Annotated in this window: 7 protein-coding genes; 6 read left to right on the top strand and 1 reads right to left on the bottom strand. The window is 71.4% G+C overall.

Annotation, left to right across the window (positions count from 1 at the left end):
- Positions 1-10: 10 nt before the first annotated feature.
- Complete coding sequence (locus ACX114_RS18320; protein WP_459299461.1) at positions 11-2,044, top strand: CHAT domain-containing protein; 2,034 nt, start codon at positions 11-13, stop codon at positions 2,042-2,044.
- Positions 2,041-5,688, top strand: coding sequence for an nSTAND1 domain-containing NTPase (locus ACX114_RS18315; protein WP_459299459.1), 3,648 nt, complete (start codon positions 2,041-2,043; stop codon positions 5,686-5,688). The genes ACX114_RS18320 and ACX114_RS18315 overlap by 4 nt, the downstream gene beginning before the upstream one ends.
- On the opposite strand, the gene ACX114_RS18310 is transcribed toward ACX114_RS18315, so the two are convergent.
- Positions 5,671-7,134, bottom strand: coding sequence for a hypothetical protein (locus tag ACX114_RS18310; RefSeq protein ID WP_459299457.1), 1,464 nt, complete (start codon positions 7,132-7,134; stop codon positions 5,671-5,673). The genes ACX114_RS18315 and ACX114_RS18310 overlap by 18 nt on opposite strands.
- 170 nt (positions 7,135-7,304) lie before the next feature.
- On the opposite strand from ACX114_RS18310, the gene ACX114_RS18305 reads away from it, so the two are divergent.
- From ACX114_RS18305 to ACX114_RS18290, 4 genes are all read left to right on the top strand, one after another.
- Positions 7,305-7,715 (top strand): response regulator transcription factor, encoded by a 411-nt coding sequence (locus ACX114_RS18305; RefSeq protein ID WP_459299455.1) that lies wholly within the window; start codon positions 7,305-7,307, stop codon positions 7,713-7,715.
- A 156-nt stretch (positions 7,716-7,871) separates the two neighbouring features.
- Complete coding sequence (locus ACX114_RS18300; protein ID WP_459299453.1) at positions 7,872-8,261, top strand: response regulator; 390 nt, start codon at positions 7,872-7,874, stop codon at positions 8,259-8,261.
- Positions 8,262-8,790: 529 nt separating this feature from the next.
- Positions 8,791-19,407 carry an Ig-like domain-containing protein gene (locus ACX114_RS18295; protein ID WP_459299451.1) on the top strand — a complete coding sequence of 3,539 codons (10,617 nt, stop codon included), beginning with the start codon at positions 8,791-8,793 and terminating at the stop codon, positions 19,405-19,407.
- Positions 19,404-20,582 (top strand): FecR domain-containing protein, encoded by a 1,179-nt coding sequence (locus tag ACX114_RS18290; RefSeq protein ID WP_459299449.1) that lies wholly within the window; start codon positions 19,404-19,406, stop codon positions 20,580-20,582. Before ACX114_RS18295 ends, ACX114_RS18290 begins: the two co-directional genes overlap by 4 nt.

Here is a 20,582-nt window from a genome sequence, read left to right as displayed (position 1 = left end):
TTGGGCGCTCATGAGTACGAGCGGAACGGCGGCGCCCGGATACTGGCTGGAGGTCGACCTCGCGCTGGCTGGCGATGAGGTCAGCGCCACGGCGCGGGGCAGCGGCGGCCAGCAGCCCGCGCCGCACAGGTTGGGCCCCGCGCACTCGCGCGAGGCCCTCCGCCGCTTCGGTGAGTGGGTGCGGGACGCGGCCGTGCGCGGGGTGCCGCTGGAGTCTCCCGAGCAGGCGCGGGCGCTGCACTCCGCGCTCTTCCGCGAGGGACTCCAGGAGGTGCTGCTCGAGCTGCGCGGTGTGTCGCGCAACACCGGGAGCCAGAAGCCGCTGCTGCTGCGGCTCTTGCCTCGGGACCGCGAGCTCCAGGCGCTTCCCTGGGAGGCGCTCTGCGGACCGTCCGGGCCGCTCGACTTCCTCGGCATCTCGCCGGAGCTGTGCATCGTGCGCGGAGTGCAGTCCACGAAGCCCTGGCTTCCTCGCGAGGTCACCGGGGCCGTGCGGCTGCTCGTCGTCTCCCCGCTGGACGAAGAGGCACCGGCCCGTTTGCGCGCCATGCTCCAGCCGGCCATCGACTCCGGGGCGCTGGAGTGGATGGAGCCGCTCGTGGGGCCCCGCTCGCGGCGCGACTACGTCATCGACAGGCTCCGCTCGGAGCCCGCGCCGCACATCCTGCACTTCATCGGTCATGGCGGCGTGGACTCGCGGGGCGCCCCGGTCCTGCAACTCACGGATGCGGACGGTGCGTCCGCGGGGCTCTCCGTGGAGCTGCTCGCGAAGGAGCTGACGGGAGCCTTCCGGGGTGACCTGCGATTGGTGGTGCTCGAAGCCTGTCAGGGCGCTCAGCCGGGGGCGCTGACGAGCGCGGCGGAGCTGCTCGCGCAGGGCGGCGCGGACGCGGTGGTGGCGCACCTGTGGCCGGTGAAGACAGACGTGGCGCGCGCGTGCTCGCGGGCCTTCTACCGCTCGTTGGTGGGGGACACGCGGCACCGGGGCGACGTGGCCCGCTGCCTCCACGACGCGCGCAGCACGGTGCTGACGGAGTTCGGCGAGAGCGCCGAGGCCTTCTCCCCCGTGCTGTACCTGCGGGGCAGTGACACCACCCTCTTCTCCTTCCGGCCCGCCCGGGCGAACACCACGCCCCGAGCCCCCGTGCGGACCGAGCCGGTGCGCGGCGAGGACCCGTCGCTGCGCGGGCTCCTGGACCTGGTCTCGCGTCCCTTCTCGTTGGTGCTGGGCGACCACGGGGGCACCACGGACGAGGACCTGCGGGAGCTGCTGCATGGCCGGATGCGGGGCACGCCCTGGGCCGTTCCGGAAGCACTGCCGATGAGCGCGTTGGCGCAGCGGTTCACGCTGCGCTTCGGGCCCAAGACACTGGACTCGCACTTCCAGGAGGTGTTCCGGGACGCGGCGCCCACGCTGCCGCTGGTGGAGGCGCTGGCGCGGAGGCTGAGGCCCGGCGTGCACATCACGCTCTTGCGCATGCCCGTGCTGGAGCAGGCGCTCGCGCTGCACCGGCCGGAGCTGCCGCTGTATGTCATCCAGCCGTCGTCGCCCGACGAGGGCTCCGCGCTGATCCGACGGCGATTGCCGGGACAGGGCTGGGAGCCGCTCGACGCGCTGCCCCTGGACTTCGACCCATCGCGCGACGTGGCGCTCGTGCGGTTGTACCGGGGCTATCTGCCCGACCGCGTCTTCGAAACACCGCTGCTCACGGAGGACGACTACCTGCACGGCGTGCGCGACCTGGAGTCCGTCCTGCCGCCGGACCTGGCGGACGCCATCCTGGGGACGCTGGACAGCCGGCCCGCGCTGCTCGTGGGATTGTCATTGCTCGCATGGCACCACCGCATGTTGCTGTCTCGGCTGTTCGGACGACGTCCGCTGCCACGCAAGAGCCTGGTGCTGCTGGAGCCCGGGGTGCATGAGGCGGAGTCGTGGAAGTCTGGCCGGGGCCTTCCCGCGGGCGCGGGCATCCAGGTGGTGCAGGCGGAAGCAGGCGCGGTGGCCGAGACGCTGGGCACGGGGACGCCGGGAGGTTCGCGATGAACGGCCTGGTGAATCCCTTCCTCGGGCCGCAGCCCTACCGCGCGGCGGACCGTGAGCGCTTCTTCGGCCGCGAGACGGTGACCCAGCGGCTGGTGAACCGCATCCTCGCGCACCCGTGCCTCACGCTCTTCGGGCCTTCGGGCGCGGGGAAGTCGTCGGTGATGCAGGCCGGCGTGATTCCGCTGCTGGAGGAGGCGCACGAGTTCCGCACGGTGCGCATCGATGGGTGGCTCGCGGGGGAGGCTCCGCTGGCGCGGCTCGTGCGCACGATGCACACGGAGCTGGAGCTGGGGCCTCCGCCGGAGCAGGCGGGGACGGTGGAGGCGCTGGACGCGGCGCTGGAGCTCGCATCGCAGCGCTCGGACCGGCCGGTGCTGATCTACCTGGATCAGTTGGAGCAGCTCTTCCTTCCGGGGCGCGACGTGGAGGCGACCGGCGCGCTGTTGAAGGGGCTGGACGCGCTGGCACGCAAGCCGGTGCGCGGGCTGCAGCTCGTGCTGGCGATGCGCGAGGACTACCTGGGGCGCTTCCGCGACCGCGTACGGGGCCGGCGCGAGCTGCTGGAGCAGGGCTTCCGGCTGGGGCCGCTCACCGTGGGCGAGATGGTGAAGGTGTCGTGCCGGCTGGCCACCGAGAAGGGCCTGCCCTCGCAGCCCTGGTCCGAGCAGGAGGTGCGCACGCTGATGCGGCAGGTGCGCATGGCGGGCCAGAGCGAGCAGGACGATGACGCCGAGGTGCAGGCCGCGTTCGCGCAGATCGTCTGCCGTGCCCTGTGGGACGAGCGGGCGCGAGGCCAGGCCGTGGAGCCTGTCGCCGCGGAGCCGATGGTGCACCGCTACCTGGAGGCGACGCTGGACACGCTCGGCTCCGACAAGAAGCGGGCGGCGCGCCGGTTGCTGGAGCAACACCTCATCGCGAGCGACGGCAGCCGGACCCTGCTGACGGAACAGGAGGCCCGCGCCGAGCTGCCACCCGAGCACGCGGACGAGGTGCTGACGCACCTGGAAGCGGCGGCGGTGCTGCACGCGGAGCAGCACCAGGGCAGCCGGTACTTCGAGCTGGGACACGACTGGCTCGCGCGCAAGGTGTTCGAGCTCAAGCAGCAGCGCATCGAGCGTGAGTCAGAGCAGCGACGCCACCGGCGTGAAGCGGCCGCGCGGCGCAAGCTCCTCATCCTGGCCTCGGCGGCCGCGGGCGTGGCGGTGCTGATGACCCTGCTGCTCATCTGGGCCTTGACGGAGCGAACCCAGGCGGAAGGGGCGAAGAAGGACGCGGAGCTCGCGAAGCAGGAAGCCGACAAGCAGGCGCGAGACGCGCGGGGATTGGCGTTGATGACGGGGGCTCGCGACCTGCAAGGCCGCGGCTACACCGCGATGGCCACGAAGCTGCTGCTCGAAGTGCCTGAACCCGAGCAGGCGCGGTGGTGGACGCAGCTGGCCCATGACTTCCTGAAGGAGCCCATCCCGGAGGTGACCTTCCAGGGAACGAGTCCACTGCACGTCGCGGCCTTCAGCCCGGACGGCCAGCACGTGGCGGCGGCCTCCCGGGAGGGAACCGCGTGGGTATGGCGCGTGGACGGCAGAGGCACCCCCGTGGTGTTGACGGGCCATGCGGGCCGGGTCGGCTCCATCGACTTCAGCCCGGATGGGCAATGGATCGTCACTGCCTCCCAGGACGCCACCGTCCGGGTGTGGCGGGCGGATGGAACGGGCACGCCCGTGGTGCTCCAGGGGTACGAGGACACCGTCCACTCCGCGAGGTTCAGTCCGGACGGCCAGTGGCTGGTGACGGCTTCGGCGGACATGAGCGTGCAGGTGCGGCGGGCGGATGGAACGGGCAAGCCCGTGATGCTGGCCGGGCACGAGGCCTCCGTTTTGTCCGCGCGCTTCAGCCCGGAGGGGCGGCGCGTGGTGAGCACGTCGTTCGACGGGACGGCGCGGGTGTGGAGGGCGGATGGGAAGGGCTCACCCGTGGTGCTCAAGGGGCACACGAAGCCCGTCTCCTCCGCCGAGTTCAGCCCGGATGGCCTGTGGGTGGTGACGGCGTCCGAGGACAAGACCGCGCGGATCTGGAAGGCGGATGGGAAGGGCTCGCCCGTGGTCCTCAAGGGACATGAGGGGAGCGTGTACTCCGCCGAGTTCAGCCCGGATGGCCTGTGGGTGGTGACGGCGTCCGAGGACAAGACCGCGCGGCTCTGGAAGGCGGACGGAACGGGCCTGCCCGTCGTGCTCGGAGGGCATGAGGACCCCATCTCCTCCGCCGGCTTCAGCCCGGATGGCCAGTGGGTGGTGACCGCGTCCTTCGACAGGACCGCCCGGGTGTGGCGGGCGGATGGAATGGCCCCTCCCCGGGTGCTCAAGGGGCACCAGGACTGGCTCTCGGACGCGCGATTCAGTCCGGACGGGCAGCGGATCCTCACCACGTCCAGGGATGGAACCCTCCGGGTCTGGAAGGCGGGCGAGCCGGAGCTTCCGGTGGTGTTCCAGAGGCCAGGAGAGGGGGTCTGGTCCGCTCAGTTCAGCCCGGATGGACAGTGGGTCGTCACGGCGGGCAGCGACGCAGCGGCCCGCATCTGGCCCGCTGACGGGACGGGAGCCCCCGTGGTGCTCGATGGAGGCACGAGCTCCGTCTCGTCGGCCGCGTTCAGCCCGGATGGACTCCACGTGGTGATGGCCGCCAAGGACGGAAGTACGCGGGTGTGGCGGGCGGATGGGACAGGTGCTCCGGTGGTGATGAACGGTGAGCCGCCCAGGCCCATTGGATCAGCGGAGTTCAGTCCGGATGGTCAGTGGGTGTTGACGACGTTCTGGTTCGGCACCGCGCCCCGCATATGGAAGGCGGACGGGAGCGGGACACCGCGGGTGCTGGGGTACGACGAAGCGCGCGCCGCCCGGTTCAGCCGCGACGGTCAGTGGGTCGTGACCGCGTCGGGCCGAACCCCGAAGGTGCTGAGGGCGGATGGCACGGGCACGCCCGTGGTGCTCCTGGGGCATGGGGGTGACGTGGCCTCCGCCGAGTTCAGCCCCGACGGCCAGTGGGTGGTGACGGCGGCCCAGGACAGGACGGCACGGGTGTGGAAGGCGGACGGGACGGGAACTCCCGTCGTGCTCAAGGGACATGGGGGTGACGTCTACACCGCGAGCTTCAGCCCGGATGGCCAGTGGGTGGTGACGGCGTCCCAGGACAAGACCGCGCGGGTGTGGAGGGCGGATGGGACAGGCACTCCCATCGTGCTCAAGGGACACCTGGACCGCGTCGCCTCCGCCCGCTTCAGCCCGGATGGTCAATGGGTGGTGACGGCTTCGGAGGACAAGTCCGCGCGGGTGTGGAGGGCGAATGGAACGGGCATGCCCCTGGTCATCCAGAGCTGTGAGTCGGAAGTCGCCTCCGCCGAGTTCAGTCCGGACGGGCACCAGGTGCTGACGGTGTGCACCGATGGCCAGGCACAGCTCTGGCCCCTGGATGTTTCGGAGCTCCAGCGGCGGCTTCGGGCCATCAACAAGGACTGCCTTCCTCCGGACGTCCGTCGCAGCTACCTGGACGAAAGCGAGGAGCAGGCGCGCGGTGGCTATGCGGAATGTGAGCGGGTCCAGGGACGGGATCCGCTCGTGACGCCGCCACCGACGCTAAAGCTGCTGCCCTGAGAGCCTTGCGGCGGGGTCTCCGAGCAGCACATAGCCGCGCAAGTCATTGCGCTGCATCCACTGATGACCCTGCCGCTTCGGGTCGACCGGATCCGGAACGCCATACACCTGCGCGTCCTGCCGCGCCCGGTAGCCCGCCAGCAGCGCGTCGTTGACGCTCCGGTACGCGCTCATCAGCGCGTCCATGGCGACGCCCGCGCGGCTGCCGTTGGACAGGATCTGAAGCGCGGAGAGGATGCGAGAGGCGCGGCTGCGCGTCATGTCCTCCGAGTCCAGGAACCCGAGCGTCCACGCCAGGTCGCTGTGGCCGATGATGCCCAGCGGGCCGCGCGGGTTCGCCAGCAGGGCTTGAGGCAGCGCCGCCACGAAGGGGCGCTCCCCTGCCCTGGGCAGGCTGTGCAGCACGGAGTCCGGGCGGCCCGCGAACCCGCCCGCCGCGGCGATCTGCGCGAGCCATGCGTGGAACGCGCTGTCCGGCGGGGTCGCGGCGCCGAAGCACGCCACGCTGAACCACATGCCTCCGGGCAAGAAGGGCGTGTCCCGCAGCAGTGCGCCCGTGAGCGGTGGACCTCCGCCCAGCGTCAGCGCGCCCTGCATGGCCCGCTGCTCCTCGGGAGAAGCCCAGCCCTTCGAGGGCCGCCCCAACCCATGCGCCACCGTGAGCATCACGGCCGAGCGCGCACCGGCCGCGGCCTCCAGGAGCCCCTCCGCGTCCGCGTAGTCATAGGGAATCTCGTGGACCTTCAACGCGGGCCGCTTCTGCCTCCAACGCGTCTCCATCACCTGCCGGCATGGCTCCACCAGCAGTTGGTGTCCCGAGGTCGTGGCCGTCGTCCCATCCCGCGCCGTGTACAGGAGCATGTCGGGGGACTCCGGAGGCGCGCCCCGCTTCTCCGCCGCGATCACCTTCTCTGCGTAGGATGTGTAGCCCGCGAGGTCCGGCTGACCGTCGGTCAGCCCCACGTGAAGCCGTCCCACGAACGCGCCATGCGCGAGCACGTGCTGCAACTCGATGGACACGTCGGGCAGGTCCCCGAGCAGCAGCAGGTACCTGGGACGGTCCTCCTCGGGGACGTCCTCGGCCCGGTGCACCGTCTCCTTCCAGCGCACCGCCGCGCTCGCGTCCATGCCCGGAGGCACGCGGTAGCGCATCACGGGAGCGCCCTGCTCCTGCTCGCGGTGCTGGATGAGCGGCTCGATGGCGCGGAGCATGGCGTCGCCCGTCGTGCCCAGGGGCGCGATGACACCCCAGCGCTGCGCGGGCAGATCATTCGGGTTCGCGTCGGGGCGCTCCAGCGTCATGCCCTCGGCGCGGCGAGGAAGCGGCGCGGGCCTGGGTGCATCCCGGGTGGTGTCCGCTGGCAGGCCCTCCTCCAGCACGGGCCGGCGGTCGTCAGCGCGCGCGAGCAGGAGCTGCAGCGATTCATCCTTCACGGGCTCGGGCATCGTTCGGCTCCCACCGGGACGTTCGTCCTATTGATTCCAGAATCCGGAGACCGGTCCAGGAACTGGAAAACAGTTCCGTCCGCGCACGCCCCTGCTCTTCCAATCCCTTGCAATGATTGGAATGGGTGGATGACACCCCGCGTGGCACAACCGCTGCACTGTTGTTGTGCATGCACGGTAAAATCCTCCTCCTCGATTCGAAGCCCCCGGTTCGTGGGGCAACGGCGCGTCACCTGACGGCCGCGGGCTTCACCGTCCTCACCGCTCGCACGGATTCCCAGGCGCGAGGCCTGCTGGACACGAACCTGTTCGACGCGGTCCTCATCGACCATCCTTTCGGCCGGCCCGGCATGGAGGAAGGTCTGCGCTTCGCTCGCGACCTGCGCCTGCACGACTCGCGCGTCCCCATCCTGCTGATGACGGCGCTGCCACTGGACGAGGTCCGGCACTCGGCGTGGACCAGCGGCATCACCAAGCTGCTGCCCAAGCCGCAACTGATGCCGGTGCTCATCCTCCACCTGTCCGCGCTCATCCCTGCGGCGGCCAACGAGGACCAGCCCCAGCCCATCCCCATGCGCTGAAAAACCGGGCTGCCGCCCTTGTCTGTTTCAGTCCGGATTCCGGAAAATGGATCCGCAACCTGGACAAACGCGCGCGGCGGACGTGTTTCCGCCGGGCCAAGTGGCTGTAAAGACTTCACCGCTTTATTCCCGGGGACCCTGGCCCCTCCCTTGCTCATGCCTCCTCGTGTGCCCCGGAACCTGCTGATCGTCGATGATGAAACGGTCCTGTGCTGGGTCCTGGGCCGCTTCTTCTCCAGCGCCGGGTACGAGGTCGACTCGGCCACGGACCTGGACGAGGCCCTGGAGCGCGTGAAGCGCGGCCGGTACGACCTGGTCATCAGCGACCTGCGCCTGAGCGGAACGCAGTCCGAGGAAGGGCTCATCATCGCGGAGCGGCTGCGTGAGTCCTCCCCCGCCACGCGCATGGTGCTGCTGACGGCGTTCGCGACGCCGGAGCTGGGGACGCGCGCGCAGGCACTGGGCGTGGACCTGGTGCTGAGCAAGCCCCAGCCGCTGCCGGACCTGGCGGAGCACGTGTCGCAATTGCTTGAAGCTCCGCGCTAGCAAGACGCGCGAGCGCCAGCACAGATCCTCTACATCAATCCACTCCGCGTCCGGGTGCCTTCGCGGCGTCGCCGCAGTGCGAGTCCTTCGCATCCGCTCGCGCGGCCCGGAGTGACGCATCGAGACTCGCGTGGGAGCGGATCCGGATTCTGGAAAGTGGATCCGCAAGCTGGACAACGCGCTCCGTGCGGGCGCGTCACTTATTCCAACTGCGCGAAAGAATTCAGCGGCGCCGCTTCCACGAGGGCTGGCCCTGGCCTTGCTTTTGCGCTGGCCCGTGCCTACGCCCCCGCCCGACGCCGATGACGCGACAGCACGCCTGACGCTCCCCGGCTCGGTGCTCCCCCGGCACATGAACCTGCCCGCGCAAGCGCCTGGACACACGGCGGGAGCGGGTTCCCGTACACCCCCGCCCCCCTCTCCGCCGCCGCACCGACGGACCTCCATGGACCCCACTTCCAACGACCTCCCCCTCCGCTCCGACCGGGTCGCCGCCCCCCTCTCGCGTGTCTGGATGTTGTCGTGCCTGGTGCTCCTGGCACTCCTTCCCCAGATGGCCTCCGCCGCTCCGGCGCTGCGCTACCAGGTGGATCAACGGGGCGACTTCATCCTGTTCGGCAACACGTTGTCCCAGGAGTGCCGCCCCGGTACCCCGGCGCCGTTGACCGGGACGGTGGGGGCCTGCGGCAGCAACACCAGTGATCAGGCGTCCGACGTGCACTGGACCACCGACGGCCTCACGGCGTTCGCGGACACGTCGGTGACGCCGGCGGACTCGAGGAGCCAGGCGGTGCTGACGCTGCCCGCGGGGGCGGTGGTGACGTATGCGCGGCTGTACTGGGGCGCGGTGCGCTCGGTCCAGAGCCGTACGGGCACCATGCAGCCGGGGACGTCCGTGACGCTGTCGCGGGTGGGCGCGGGGGCGTTCGCCACGCCCATCACCGCGGACTCCAGCAAGGGCTACGCAGCCGGCAGCAACTACGCCTACCAGTCCACGGCGGACGTGACGGCGCTGGTGCAGCAGCGCGGCCCGGGCACGTACCTGCTCGCCGGCGCGGACGCGCTGGACTTCCGCAACGTCAACGACACCCTCCCCTACTCCGGCTGGTCGATGGTCGTCTTCTACCGGCTGGCCAGCGAGCCCCTGCGCAACCTCACGCTCTTCGACGGCCTGGATCCAGTGGCCAGCGGGGCTCCCGCGACGGCCACCCTGTCCGGCTTCCTGGTGCCGGCCTCCGGCTACAGCGCGAAGCTGGGCGTCATCGCCTACGAGGGTGAGGCCTCGATCACGGGCGACGCGTTGAACTTCAACGGCGCGGCCCTGTCCGACGCGCAGAACCCGGCGAACAACTTCTTCAATGGCACGCGCAGCAGGCTGGGCGTGGCGCAGAGCAACGAAGGGGACCTGCCTCGCTTCACCGGCACGCCCGGCACCATCGAGGGCCTGGACATGGACGTCGTGGACATCACGTCGCGAATCTCCGCGGGCCAGACGTCCGCGACGGTGTCCGCCAGCTCCACGCAGGACGTCTACCTGCTGGGCGCGTTCATCACGTCCATCTCCACGCAGAAGCCGGACTTCATCCAGACGGTGAAGAGCGTGGCGGCGGTGTCCCCGCGTCCGGACGGCAGCCTGCGCGGCGGCGACGTGCTGGAGTACACGGTGCAGACGACGAACACGGGTGATGACTCCGGCATCCTCACGGTGCTCACGGACAACCTGCCCTCGAACGTCACCTACGTGCCGGGCTCGCTGCGGGTGACCACGGGCGCCAACGCGGGCGCGAAGACGGACGCGACGGGTGACGACCAGGGCGACTACGACCCGGCGAACCGCCGGCTCACGGTGCGCCTGGGCACGGGCGCCAACGCCACGCAGGGCGGCGTCATCAACATCAACGAGAGCACGACCGTCGTGTTCCGGGTGACCATCAACGTGGGGGCCTCGGGGAGCATCGACAACCAGGCCATCGTGCGCAGCACCGGGCAGCAGGGAGCGCCGGAGACGACGTTCCCGTCCTCGCCGCCGGTGGGGACCGGCCCCACGACGACGCCGGTGGGTGGGCCGGCCGCGCCCGCGGTGACGGCGCCCACCGTGGGCTCCACGCTCGCGACGCGCACGCCCACCTTCAGCGGTACCGCGGAGGCCGGCAGCACCGTCACGGTGCGCGAGGGCACGACGGTGCTGTGCACGGCGACGGCGAACGCGTCCGGCAACTGGAGCTGCACCTCGGCCGTGCAGCTCCCGGACGGCGCGCACACGGTGACCGCGCAGGCGGCGGATGCCAACGGCAACCTCAGCCCCACGACGTCCGTGGGGTTCAACGTGGACACGACGGCGCCGGTGGCTCCGGTCATCTCCACGCCCGCCCAGAATGCGCAGCTCAACACGGCGACGCCGACGTTCACCGGCACGGCGGAGGCCGGCAGCACCGTCACGGTGCGCGAGGGCACGACGGTCCTCTGCACCACGACGGCCAACGCCGTGACGGGCGCCTGGAGCTGCGCGTCCAGCGTGACGTTGGGGTCCGGCTCGCACACCGTGACAGCGACGGCGCGGGACGCCGTGGGCAACACCGGTCCCGCGTCCGCCGGGCGCACGTTCGTGGTGGACGTGACGGCTCCGACGGCGCCGGTCATCGTCGCGCCCGCGAATGGCGCGGCGGTGAGCAGCACGACGCCCACCTTCAGCGGCTTCGCGGAGGCCGGGAGCATGGTGTCCGTGGTGGTGGGTGGCGTCACGGTCTGCACCGCGACGGCCAATGCCTCCGGCGCCTGGTCGTGCGTGTCGACGACGACGCTGCCCCAGGGGACCCAAACGGCGACCGTCACCGCCACCGACGCGGCGGGCAACACGGGCCCCGCTAGCACGACCACCTTCAGCGTGGACACCGTGGCTCCGGCCGCGCCGGTCGTCACCGCGCCCACGGCCAACCAGGCCGTGACGACGAAGACCCCGGTGCTCAGCGGCACAGCGGAAGCCAACAGCACCGTCACCGTGCGCGAGGGCACCACGATCCTCTGCACCACGACGGCCAACTCCTCGGGCGCGTGGTCCTGCACGTCCTCCACGCTCGCGGAAGGGGCTCACACCATCACCGCCACGGCGCGCGATGCGGCGGGCAACACCGGCCCGGCGAGCACGGCCGTCCCCTTCTCGGTGGACTCCGTGGCTCCGGCCGCTCCGGTCGTGACGGCGCCCACGGCCAACCAGACGGTGGCCACGTCGACGCCGGTCCTCTCCGGTACCGCCGAGGCCAACAGCACCGTGACCGTTCGTGAGGGCACCACCGTGCTCTGCACCGCGACGGCCAATGCGTCTGGCGTCTGGTCGTGCACGTCCTCCACGCTCTCGGAAGGTGCGCACAGCGTCACCGCCACGGCGCGGGATGCCGCGGGCAACACTGGCCCGGCCAGCACCTCGGTCCCCTTCACCGTCGACTCCGTGGCCCCGGCCGCTCCGGTCATCACGGCGCCCACCGCCAATCAACTGGTCGCATCGAAGACGCCGACGCTCTCCGGTACGGCGGAGGCCAACAGCACCGTGACGGTGCGCGAGGGCACCACCGTCCTGTGCACCACGACGACCAACGCCTCCGGTGCGTGGTCCTGCACTTCCTCCACGCTCGCGGAAGGCCCGCACAGCATCACGGCCACGGCTCAGGACGCGGCAGGCAACACCGGCCCGGCCAGCACGGCCGTTCCCTTCTCCGTGGACACGACCGCTCCGGCGGCGCCCGCCATCACTGCGCCCACGGCGAATCAGTTGGTCGCCACGAAGACGCCGGTCCTCTCCGGTACGGCGGAGGCCAACAGCACCGTGACGGTTCGCGAGGGCACCACCGTCCTTTGCACCGCCACCGCGAATGCCTCCGGCGCCTGGTCCTGCACGTCCTCCACGCTGACCGACGGTGCGCACACCGTCACCGCCACGGCGCGCGATGCGGCGGGCAACACCGGTCCGGCCAGCACCGCCGTTCTCTTCACGGTGGACAGCACCGCGCCGGTGGCTCCGATCATCGCCGCTCCGACTGCGGGCCAGACGGTGGCCACGCAGACGCCCGTCCTCTCCGGCACCGCCGAGGCCAACAGCACCGTCACCGTTCGCGAGGGCACCACGGTGCTCTGCACCGCTGCGGCCAATGCGTCCGGCGCGTGGTCCTGCACCTCGTCGACGCTCGCGCAGGGCTCTCACACGATTGCCGCGACCGCGCAGGACGCGGCGGGCAACGTGAGCCCGGCCAGCACCAGTGTCCCCTTCTCGGTGGACACCGTGGCTCCAGTGGCGCCGGTCATCGCAGCGCCCACGGCCAATCAGCTCGTCGCGACCCGGACGCCGGTCCTCTCCGGTACCGCCGAAGCAAACAGCACCGTCACTGTTCGCGAGGGCACCACCATCCTCTGCACCACGACGGCCAATGCCTCCGGCGCGTGGTCCTGCACCTCGTCGACGCTCGCGGACGGCTCGCACACCATCACCGCCACAGCGCGCGATGCGGCAGGCAACACCGGCCCGGCCAGCACCGCCGTTCCCTTCTCCGTGGATGCCACTGCCCCGGCGGCGCCGATCGTCACGGCTCCGACCTCCGGGCAGACGCTGACCACGCAGACGCCGGTTCTCTCCGGCACCGCCGAGGCGAACAGCACCGTCACGGTTCGTGAGGGCACCACTGTCCTTTGCACCGCGACCACCAATGCGTCTGGTGTCTGGTCCTGCACTTCCTCCACGCTCTCGGAGGGCTCGCACACCGTTACCGCCACCGCGCGCGACGCGGCGGGCAACACCGGCCCGGCCAGCACCGCCGTTCCCTTCACCGTGGACACGGTCGCTCCCGTGGCTCCGGTCATCGCGTCGCCCACGGCCAACCAGTCGGTGGGTACGCAGACGCCGGTCCTCTCCGGTACGGCGGAGGCCAACAGCACCGTCACCGTTCGCGAGGGCACGACGATCCTCTGCACCGCGACGACCAACGCCTCCGGCGCCTGGTCCTGCACGTCCTCCACGCTAGCGCAGGGGGCGCACACCATCACCGCCACGGCGCGGGATGCGGCGGGCAACACCGGTCCGGCCAGCACGGCCGTGCCGTTCACCGTGGACACGGTGGCTCCGGTCGCTCCGGTCGTCACAGCGCCCACGTCGGGTCAGACCGTGACGACGCAGACGCCGGTCCTCAGTGGCACGGCGGAAGCGAACAGCACCGTCACCGTGCGCGAGGGCACGACGATTCTCTGCACCACCACTGCCAATGCGTCCGGCGCGTGGTCGTGCACGTCCGCCACGCTCTCGGAAGGCTCGCACAGCATCACCGCCACCGCGCGCGATGCCGCTGGCAACACCGGCCCGGCGAGCACGGCCGTTCCCTTCTCCGTGGACTCCATCGCTCCGGTGGCGCCCGTCATCGCGTCGCCCACGTCCGGTCAGGTCGTGGCGACCCAGACGCCGGTCCTCTCCGGCACGGCGGAAGCCAACAGCACCGTGACCGTGCGTGAGGGCACCACCATCCTCTGCACCGCGACGGCCAATGCCTCCGGCGCGTGGTCGTGCACCTCGTCGACGCTCGCGGAAGGCCCGCACACCATTTCCGCCATGGCGCGGGATGCGGCTGGCAACACGGGTCCTGCGAGCACGTCCGTTCCCTTCACGGTCGACTCCATCGATCCCGTCGCGCCGGCCATCACGGCGCCCACGGCCAACCAGGCGGTGGCCACGCAGACGCCGGTGCTCAGCGGAACGGCGGAGGCCAACAGCACCGTCACGGTTCGCGAGGGCACCACGATCCTCTGCACCGCGACGACCAACGCCTCCGGCGCCTGGTCCTGCACGTCCTCCACGCTCTCCGACGGCCCGCACACCATCACCGCGACCGCTCGGGACGCGGCGGGCAACACGAGCCCTGCCAGCACGGCCGTTCCCTTCAGCGTGGACACCACCGCCCCGGCGATTCCGGTCGTCACGGCACCCACGTCCGGCCAGCAGGTCGCCACGTCGACGCCCGTCATCACGGGCACGGCCGAGGCCAACAGCACCGTGACCGTGCGCGAAGGCACCACCGTGCTCTGCACCACGACGGCCGACTCCGACGGCGCCTGGTCCTGCACGTCCTCCACGCTCACGGACGGCCCGCACACCATTTCCGTCACGGCCCGCGACGCGGTGGGCAACACCAGCCCCGCTCGCACCGTGTCCTTCACCGTCGACGCCACCGTGCCCGACGCGCCGGTCATCGCCACGCCCGCGAATGGCTCGGTGCTGCCCGCGGCCCCCACCACCTACAGCGGCACGGCCGAGCCCGGCAGCCGCGTCACGGTGACGGTGGATGGCACTCCGCTGGGCACCGTCACCGCCAACAACTCCGGTGAATGGAGCGTCTCGCCCGGCCCCGCGCTCGCGGACGGCGGCCACACCGTCACGGCCGTCGCCCAGGATGGCGCGGGCAACAACAGCCCCGTCGCCACCTCCACCTTCAGCGTGGATACCACCGCGCCGGACGCGCCGGTCTTCACCTCGCCGGCCCCGAACGCGACGGTCACCACCGCGCTGCCGACCCTCACCGGCACCGCCGACCTCGGCTCGCAGGTGACGCTCGTCATCGGCGGTACCTCCTACGGTCCGCTGACCGTGGATGGCACCGGTCACTGGAGCTTCACGCCCGCCACCGACCTGCCCCAGGGCCCTGTCACGGTCACCGCCACCGCGACGGACTCGGCGGGCAATGTCAGTGACGCGTCCCAGCTGACGTTCATCGTCGACTCGGAGTCGTCCGACACCGTCATCACCTCGCAGCCCCCGGTCGCGAGCAACAGCCCGTCCGCCACGTTCACCTTCCGTGGCACGGACGCGGACGTCGCCGGCTTCGTCTGCACCCTGGATACGACCAGCGTGGCGTGCGCCTCGCCGTACACGGCGACCGGCCTGGATGAGGGCTCGCACACGTTCACCGTCGCCGCCGTCGACTCGGCCGGCAACGTGGACCCCACGCCCGCCAGCTACACCTGGGCCGTGGACCTCACGCCTCCCGACGCGCCCATCGTCCTCCAGCCCACGAGCGGCGAGGTGCTCACCTCCGCCTCGCCCGTCATCACCGGCACCGCCGAGCCGAACAGCACCGTGTACCTGGTGCTCGACAACGGCGCGCCGCTGGGCCCTGTCCTCGTCAACAGCCAGGGGCAGTGGAGCTACCCCGTGCAGGCCACGCTCGCGGACGGCACGCACACGCTGAGCGCCACCGCCACGGACGCCGCGGGCAACACCACCGAGCCCGTGTCGCTCAGCTTCATCATCGACACCGACGCGCCGGACACCACCATCGAGTCGGGCCCCGCCCAGCCCTCGAACAGCGCCAGCGCCACGTTCGAGTTCAGTTCCACCGGCGGCGGCATCACCTACGAGTGCAGCGTGGACTCCCTGGAGTTCAACGCCTGCGACACCCCCTTCACCATCGATAACCTCTCCGAGGGCGAGCACACCCTCGCCGTGCGCGCCGTGGACGCGGCGGGCAACGCCGACCCGACGCCGGCCGAGTACACGTGGACGGTGGACCTGAGCCTCCCCGAGGCTCCGGCCATCACCTCGCCCGCGAACGGCGCGCTCTTCAACACGGGCGCGGTGTCCTACGCCGGCACCGCTGAGGCCGGCGCCACCGTGCGCGTGACGGTGGACGGCGTCTTCGTGGGCGCGGCCGTGGCCTCCGACACTGGCGCGTGGACCTTCACCACGGGCCCGGTGCTGGACACCGGCGCGCACACCGTCAGCGTCATCGCCGTGGACGCGGCCGGCAACGTCAGCCCGTCCACGAGCGCCGCCTTCAGCGTGGACCTTGTGGCGCCGGACACGTCCCTCACCGCGTCCGTGCCGGCCGTCACGTCGAACCGCGATGCGTCCTTCGAGTTCACGTCAAACGACTCCACCGCGACCTTCGAGTGCCGCTTCGACACGGGGACCTTCGTTCCGTGCACCAGCCCCCAGGCGCGGACGGACCTGGCGGACGGCACGTACACCGTGCAGGTGCGCGCGGTGGACGCGGCCGGCAACGTGGACCCCACGCCCGCCACCTTCACGTGGACCGTGGACACCACCGCGCCGGACACCTTCATCCGCTCGGGCCCGGTCGCGGACAACGCGCCGAACCCGGCCACGTTCGACCTGGACTCCAACGAGACGGGCGTCACCTACGCGTGCAGCCTGGATGACGGCCCGTTCTCGTCCTGCGCCGACCCCACCATCTTCACCGTGACGGCGGGTGCCCATACCCTCGCCGTGCGCGCCACGGACGCGGCGGGCAACGTGGATGAATCGCCCGCCACCTGGTCCTGGACCGCGACCCACGACGCCGACAATGACGGCCTCTCCGACGCGGAAGAGGCCCAGTACGGCACCGACCCGCGCAACGCAGACACCGATGGCGACGGACTCTCCGACGGCGTCGAGGTCCACTCCGGCCGCACCGATCCGCTGGATGACGACTCCGATGACGACGGCGTGCTCGATGGCAACGAAGACGCCAACCACGACGGCATCACCCAGGACACGGAGACCGACCCGACCCTCGCAGACTCCGATTCCGACGGCCTCTCCGACGGCGTGGAGCTGGGCCTCACCGCGCCCCAGGGCACCGGCACCGACCCGGCCCTCTTCGTCGCGGATGCCGACCCCGCCACCACCACCGACCCGCTCAACGTCGACACCGACAACGGCGGCGTCTGGGATGGCTTCGAGGACAAGAACCACAACGGCAAGGTGGACCCGGGTGAGACCAATCCGCTCAATGCCGCCGACGACGTGGACGCGGATGGTGACGGCGTGGACAACGCCACCGAGCTGGAGCTGGGCCTCGACCCCTTCAACCCGGACAGCGACGGCGACGGCCTTCCGGACGGCATCGATGGTCTGGTCGACACCGATGGCGACGGGAAGATCGACGCGCTCGACACCGACAGCGACAACGACGGCCTGACGGATGGTGAGGAAGACGTGAACCACGACGGCATCACCCAGGACACGGAGACCGACCGGCGCAAGGCCGACACGGACAGCGATGGCCTGCTGGATGGCATCGAGGTGCACGGGCAGAACCCCACCCACCCGTTGGCCAGTGACACGGATGGCGACGGGCTGTCGGACGGCGAGGAGGACACCAATGCCAACGGCATCCGCGACGCCAATGAGTCCGACCCCAACAAGGCGGATACCGACGGCGGTGGCGTGTCCGACGGCATCGAGGTGAAGGGCGGCACCAATCCGCTCGACGCCGACGATGACTTCCAGGTGCTGGGCCGCGGCTGCTCGACGGGCGGTGCCGGGGGCCTGCTCCCGCTGGCGCTGGGGCTGCTGTCCGTGCCGTTCCTCGGCCGTCGCCGCCGGTTCGGTGCGACGGGCCGGGGGCTGGCGGTGACGGTGGCGGCGGGCCTGTCGCTGGGCGTCGCGTCGAATGCCCAGGCCCAGGCCTCGGTGTCGCAGGCCATCGACGTGCAGCAGTACAAGCCGGGGCCGGGCGCGTACGACGTGCTCGGGCTCAACAGCGCCCGCGTCGCGCCGCACCTGACGTGGAACGTGGGCGCGTCCCTCAACTACGCGCACCAGCCGCTCAACTTCTACGACCCGCGCGAGGACACGTTCGTCTACCGCATCGTGGAGCGGCAGGTGTCGCTCGACCTGATGGGCGCGGTGTCCCTCTTCGACCGGTTGGAGGTGGGCCTGGTGCTGCCGCTGACGGTCACCGGGTCGCAGCCCGCGGGAGCAGTGTCGGAGCAGTTCGTGGACGGCGTGGGCACGGCGGGCCTGGGTGACCTGCGCGTGGTGCCCAAGCTGGCGCTCTTGAACAAGGGCGCGCTGACCCTGGCGGTGGTCGCGCCCTTCACCCTGCCCACTGGCGGTGGGGACCACTTCCTGGGCGCGGAGGGGCTCACCTTCCAGCCGCGCGTGGCCGGTGAGTGGGCCACGCCGTCGCTGCGGCTGCTCGCCAACGTGGGCGTGAACCTCCGCAAGGCGCAGGACCTGCGCAACCTGCGCGTGGGCAACGAGCTCGCGTTCGGCGTGGGCGCGGAGGTGCCCATCACCCAGGCGCTGTCCGCGCAGGCCACGATCGCGGGCGCGGTGGGCTTGTCGGAGTCCGACAAGGAGGAGTTCCCCCTGGAGCTGCTGGGCGCGGTGAAGTACCGCTTCGCCCAGGGCTTCGCCGCGCACGTGGGCGCCGGACCGGGCCTCACGCGCGGCTATGGCACGCCCGCCTTCCGCGTGCTCGCGGGGCTGGCCTATACGCCGGGCGGTGCTCCGGCCCCGGTCGCCGCCGCGCGGGCCCCCGCCTGCGCGCTGGGCCCCGAGGACTTCGACGGCTTCCAGGACGACGACGGCTGCCTGGATCCGGATGACGACAACGACGGCATCCCCGACGTGAATGACACCTGCCCCACCGAGCCGGAGACGGTGAACGGCTACCGCGACGACGACGGCTGCCCGGACACGGTGCCCGAAGCGAAGCCGGAGTCGCGGCCGGACTCGGAAGGCGCCTCGCCCCCGGCCGCGCTCGCCCTGCCGCCCGCTCCCGCGGACTCGGACGGCGACGGCATCCCGGACGCGGAGGACCGCTGCCCCACGGCCGCCGAGGACAAGGACGGCTTCGAGGACGAGGACGGCTGCCCGGATCCGGACAACGACAGGGACGGCATCCCCGACACGGCGGACCAGTGCCCGCTGGAGGCGGAGGTCATCAACGGGGTGAAGGACGAGGACGGGTGCCCGGACAAGGGCGCGTCGAAGGTGCGCCTGGAGGGTTCGCGCATCGTCATCCTGGACAAGGTGTATTTCGCCACCGGCAAGGACGTCATCCTGGACAAGTCGTTCCCGCTGCTGGCGCAGGTGGCCTCCATCCTGCGTGCCCATCCGGAGCTGGAGTTGGTGCGGGTGGAGGGACACACGGACAGCCAGGGCGATGACGCGAAGAACCTGGACCTGTCGCAGCGGCGCGCGAACACCGTGGTCGCCTGGCTGAAGAAGGCGGGCATCGACGCGAAGCGCCTGGAGCCGGTGGGCTATGGTGAGACGAAGCCGGTGGACACCAACGACACGGCGAAGGGCCGGGAGAACAACCGTCGCGTGGAGTTCAACGTCCTGAAGACCGCCGGCCAGGCGGAAGGAGTGTCGCCGTGAGGAAGGCGGGCGCCCCCCTGATGCTGTCGCTGCTGCTGTCGGCCTCGCCTGTCGCGGGGTTCGCGGCGGAGGCGGACAGTGCTTGCGGCGGGCTGACGTTCGACAACGGGCGGCTCACGACGGGCCAGCCCCTGGAGGCGAAGGGGCCCAAGACGGAGGCCTGCCTGCGCGAGGTGGCGGAGGCCGTGAAGGCGCGCCCCGCCATCCGCAGCCTCACCGTGGCCGCGAAGCTGCCGGACGCGGAGCGGCTGGACGGCCAGGGCCTGGCGGTGGCGAAGGCCGCGGCGGAGGTGCTGGTGAACGCCGGCATCCCCCGCACGCGCGTGTCCTTCGTGGCGCCTCCCGCCGACGCCAACACCCCGGGCCGCCTCCAGCTTGCGTACGTGGAGCGCCCCATGCAGGTCGCGGTGGCCCGGCTGCGCACGGCCAGCGGACAGGTGACGGTGAGCACCGGCGGGGGCCAGCCCACGGCGCGCCTCGCGGGGGATTCGCTGTACGCGGGCGAGCTCGTGGCGACGGACGACACCGGCCGGGCGGAGCTGGCGCTGGCGGACGGCAGCAGCCTGTTCCTGTCCCCCCGGAGCGCCGTGCGCCTGGGCACGCTGGAGCTCACCGCCGAGCGCCAGCGCAAGGTGCTGTTGGACCTGGTGAAGGGCACGGTGGAGACGCAGGCGGCGCCGGGCGGCACGGGCTCCACCTTCGAGGTGCGCACGCGCGGCGCGGTGGCGGGCGTGCGCGGCACGCGCTTCCGCGTGTCCCAGCAGGAGGACGGCACCAGCCGCCTGGAGACGCTGGAGGGCAAGGTGGCCCTGGGCGCGGAGGCAGGCTCCGTGGACGTGGACGCGGGCTTCGGTTCTCGGGTCCGGGCGGGACAGGCCCCGGAAGCGCCCCGCGCGCTCCTGGCGGCGCCGGTGCTGGAGCGGCCCCGGGGTGGCACATACCCGAAGGCGCCCTCGCTCGTCTGGAAGGCAGTGCCGGGCGCGAAGGTGTACCGGGTGGAGCTGGGGACGACGGCGGACTTCGCGGGCGACGTGAAGGTCCAGGAGTCGGCCAACCCCACGGTGGACGCGGCGGCGCCGGGCGCGGGCAAGTGGTTCTGGCGGGTGCTGGCGGTGGATGCCGACGGCTTCGTAGGCTACCCGTCGAAGATCTTCAGCTTCGACATCGCCGGATGA

Source organism: Corallococcus sp. M7, assembly GCF_054512695.1.
This window is presented reverse-complemented; position numbering and strand designations above follow the sequence as displayed.

Bases quoted from the DNA above. Each gene is read 5' to 3' on its own strand.
- ACX114_RS18320 (WP_459299461.1), top strand. From the start codon at position 11: ATGAGTACGAGCGGAACGGCGGCGCCCGGATACTGGCTGGAGGTCGAC.
- ACX114_RS18315 (WP_459299459.1), top strand. From the start codon at position 2,041: ATGAACGGCCTGGTGAATCCCTTCCTCGGGCCGCAGCCCTACCGCGCG.
- ACX114_RS18310 (WP_459299457.1), bottom strand. From the start codon at position 7,134: ATGCCCGAGCCCGTGAAGGATGAATCGCTGCAGCTCCTGCTCGCGCGC.
- ACX114_RS18305 (WP_459299455.1), top strand. From the start codon at position 7,305: ATGCACGGTAAAATCCTCCTCCTCGATTCGAAGCCCCCGGTTCGTGGG.
- ACX114_RS18300 (WP_459299453.1), top strand. From the start codon at position 7,872: ATGCCTCCTCGTGTGCCCCGGAACCTGCTGATCGTCGATGATGAAACG.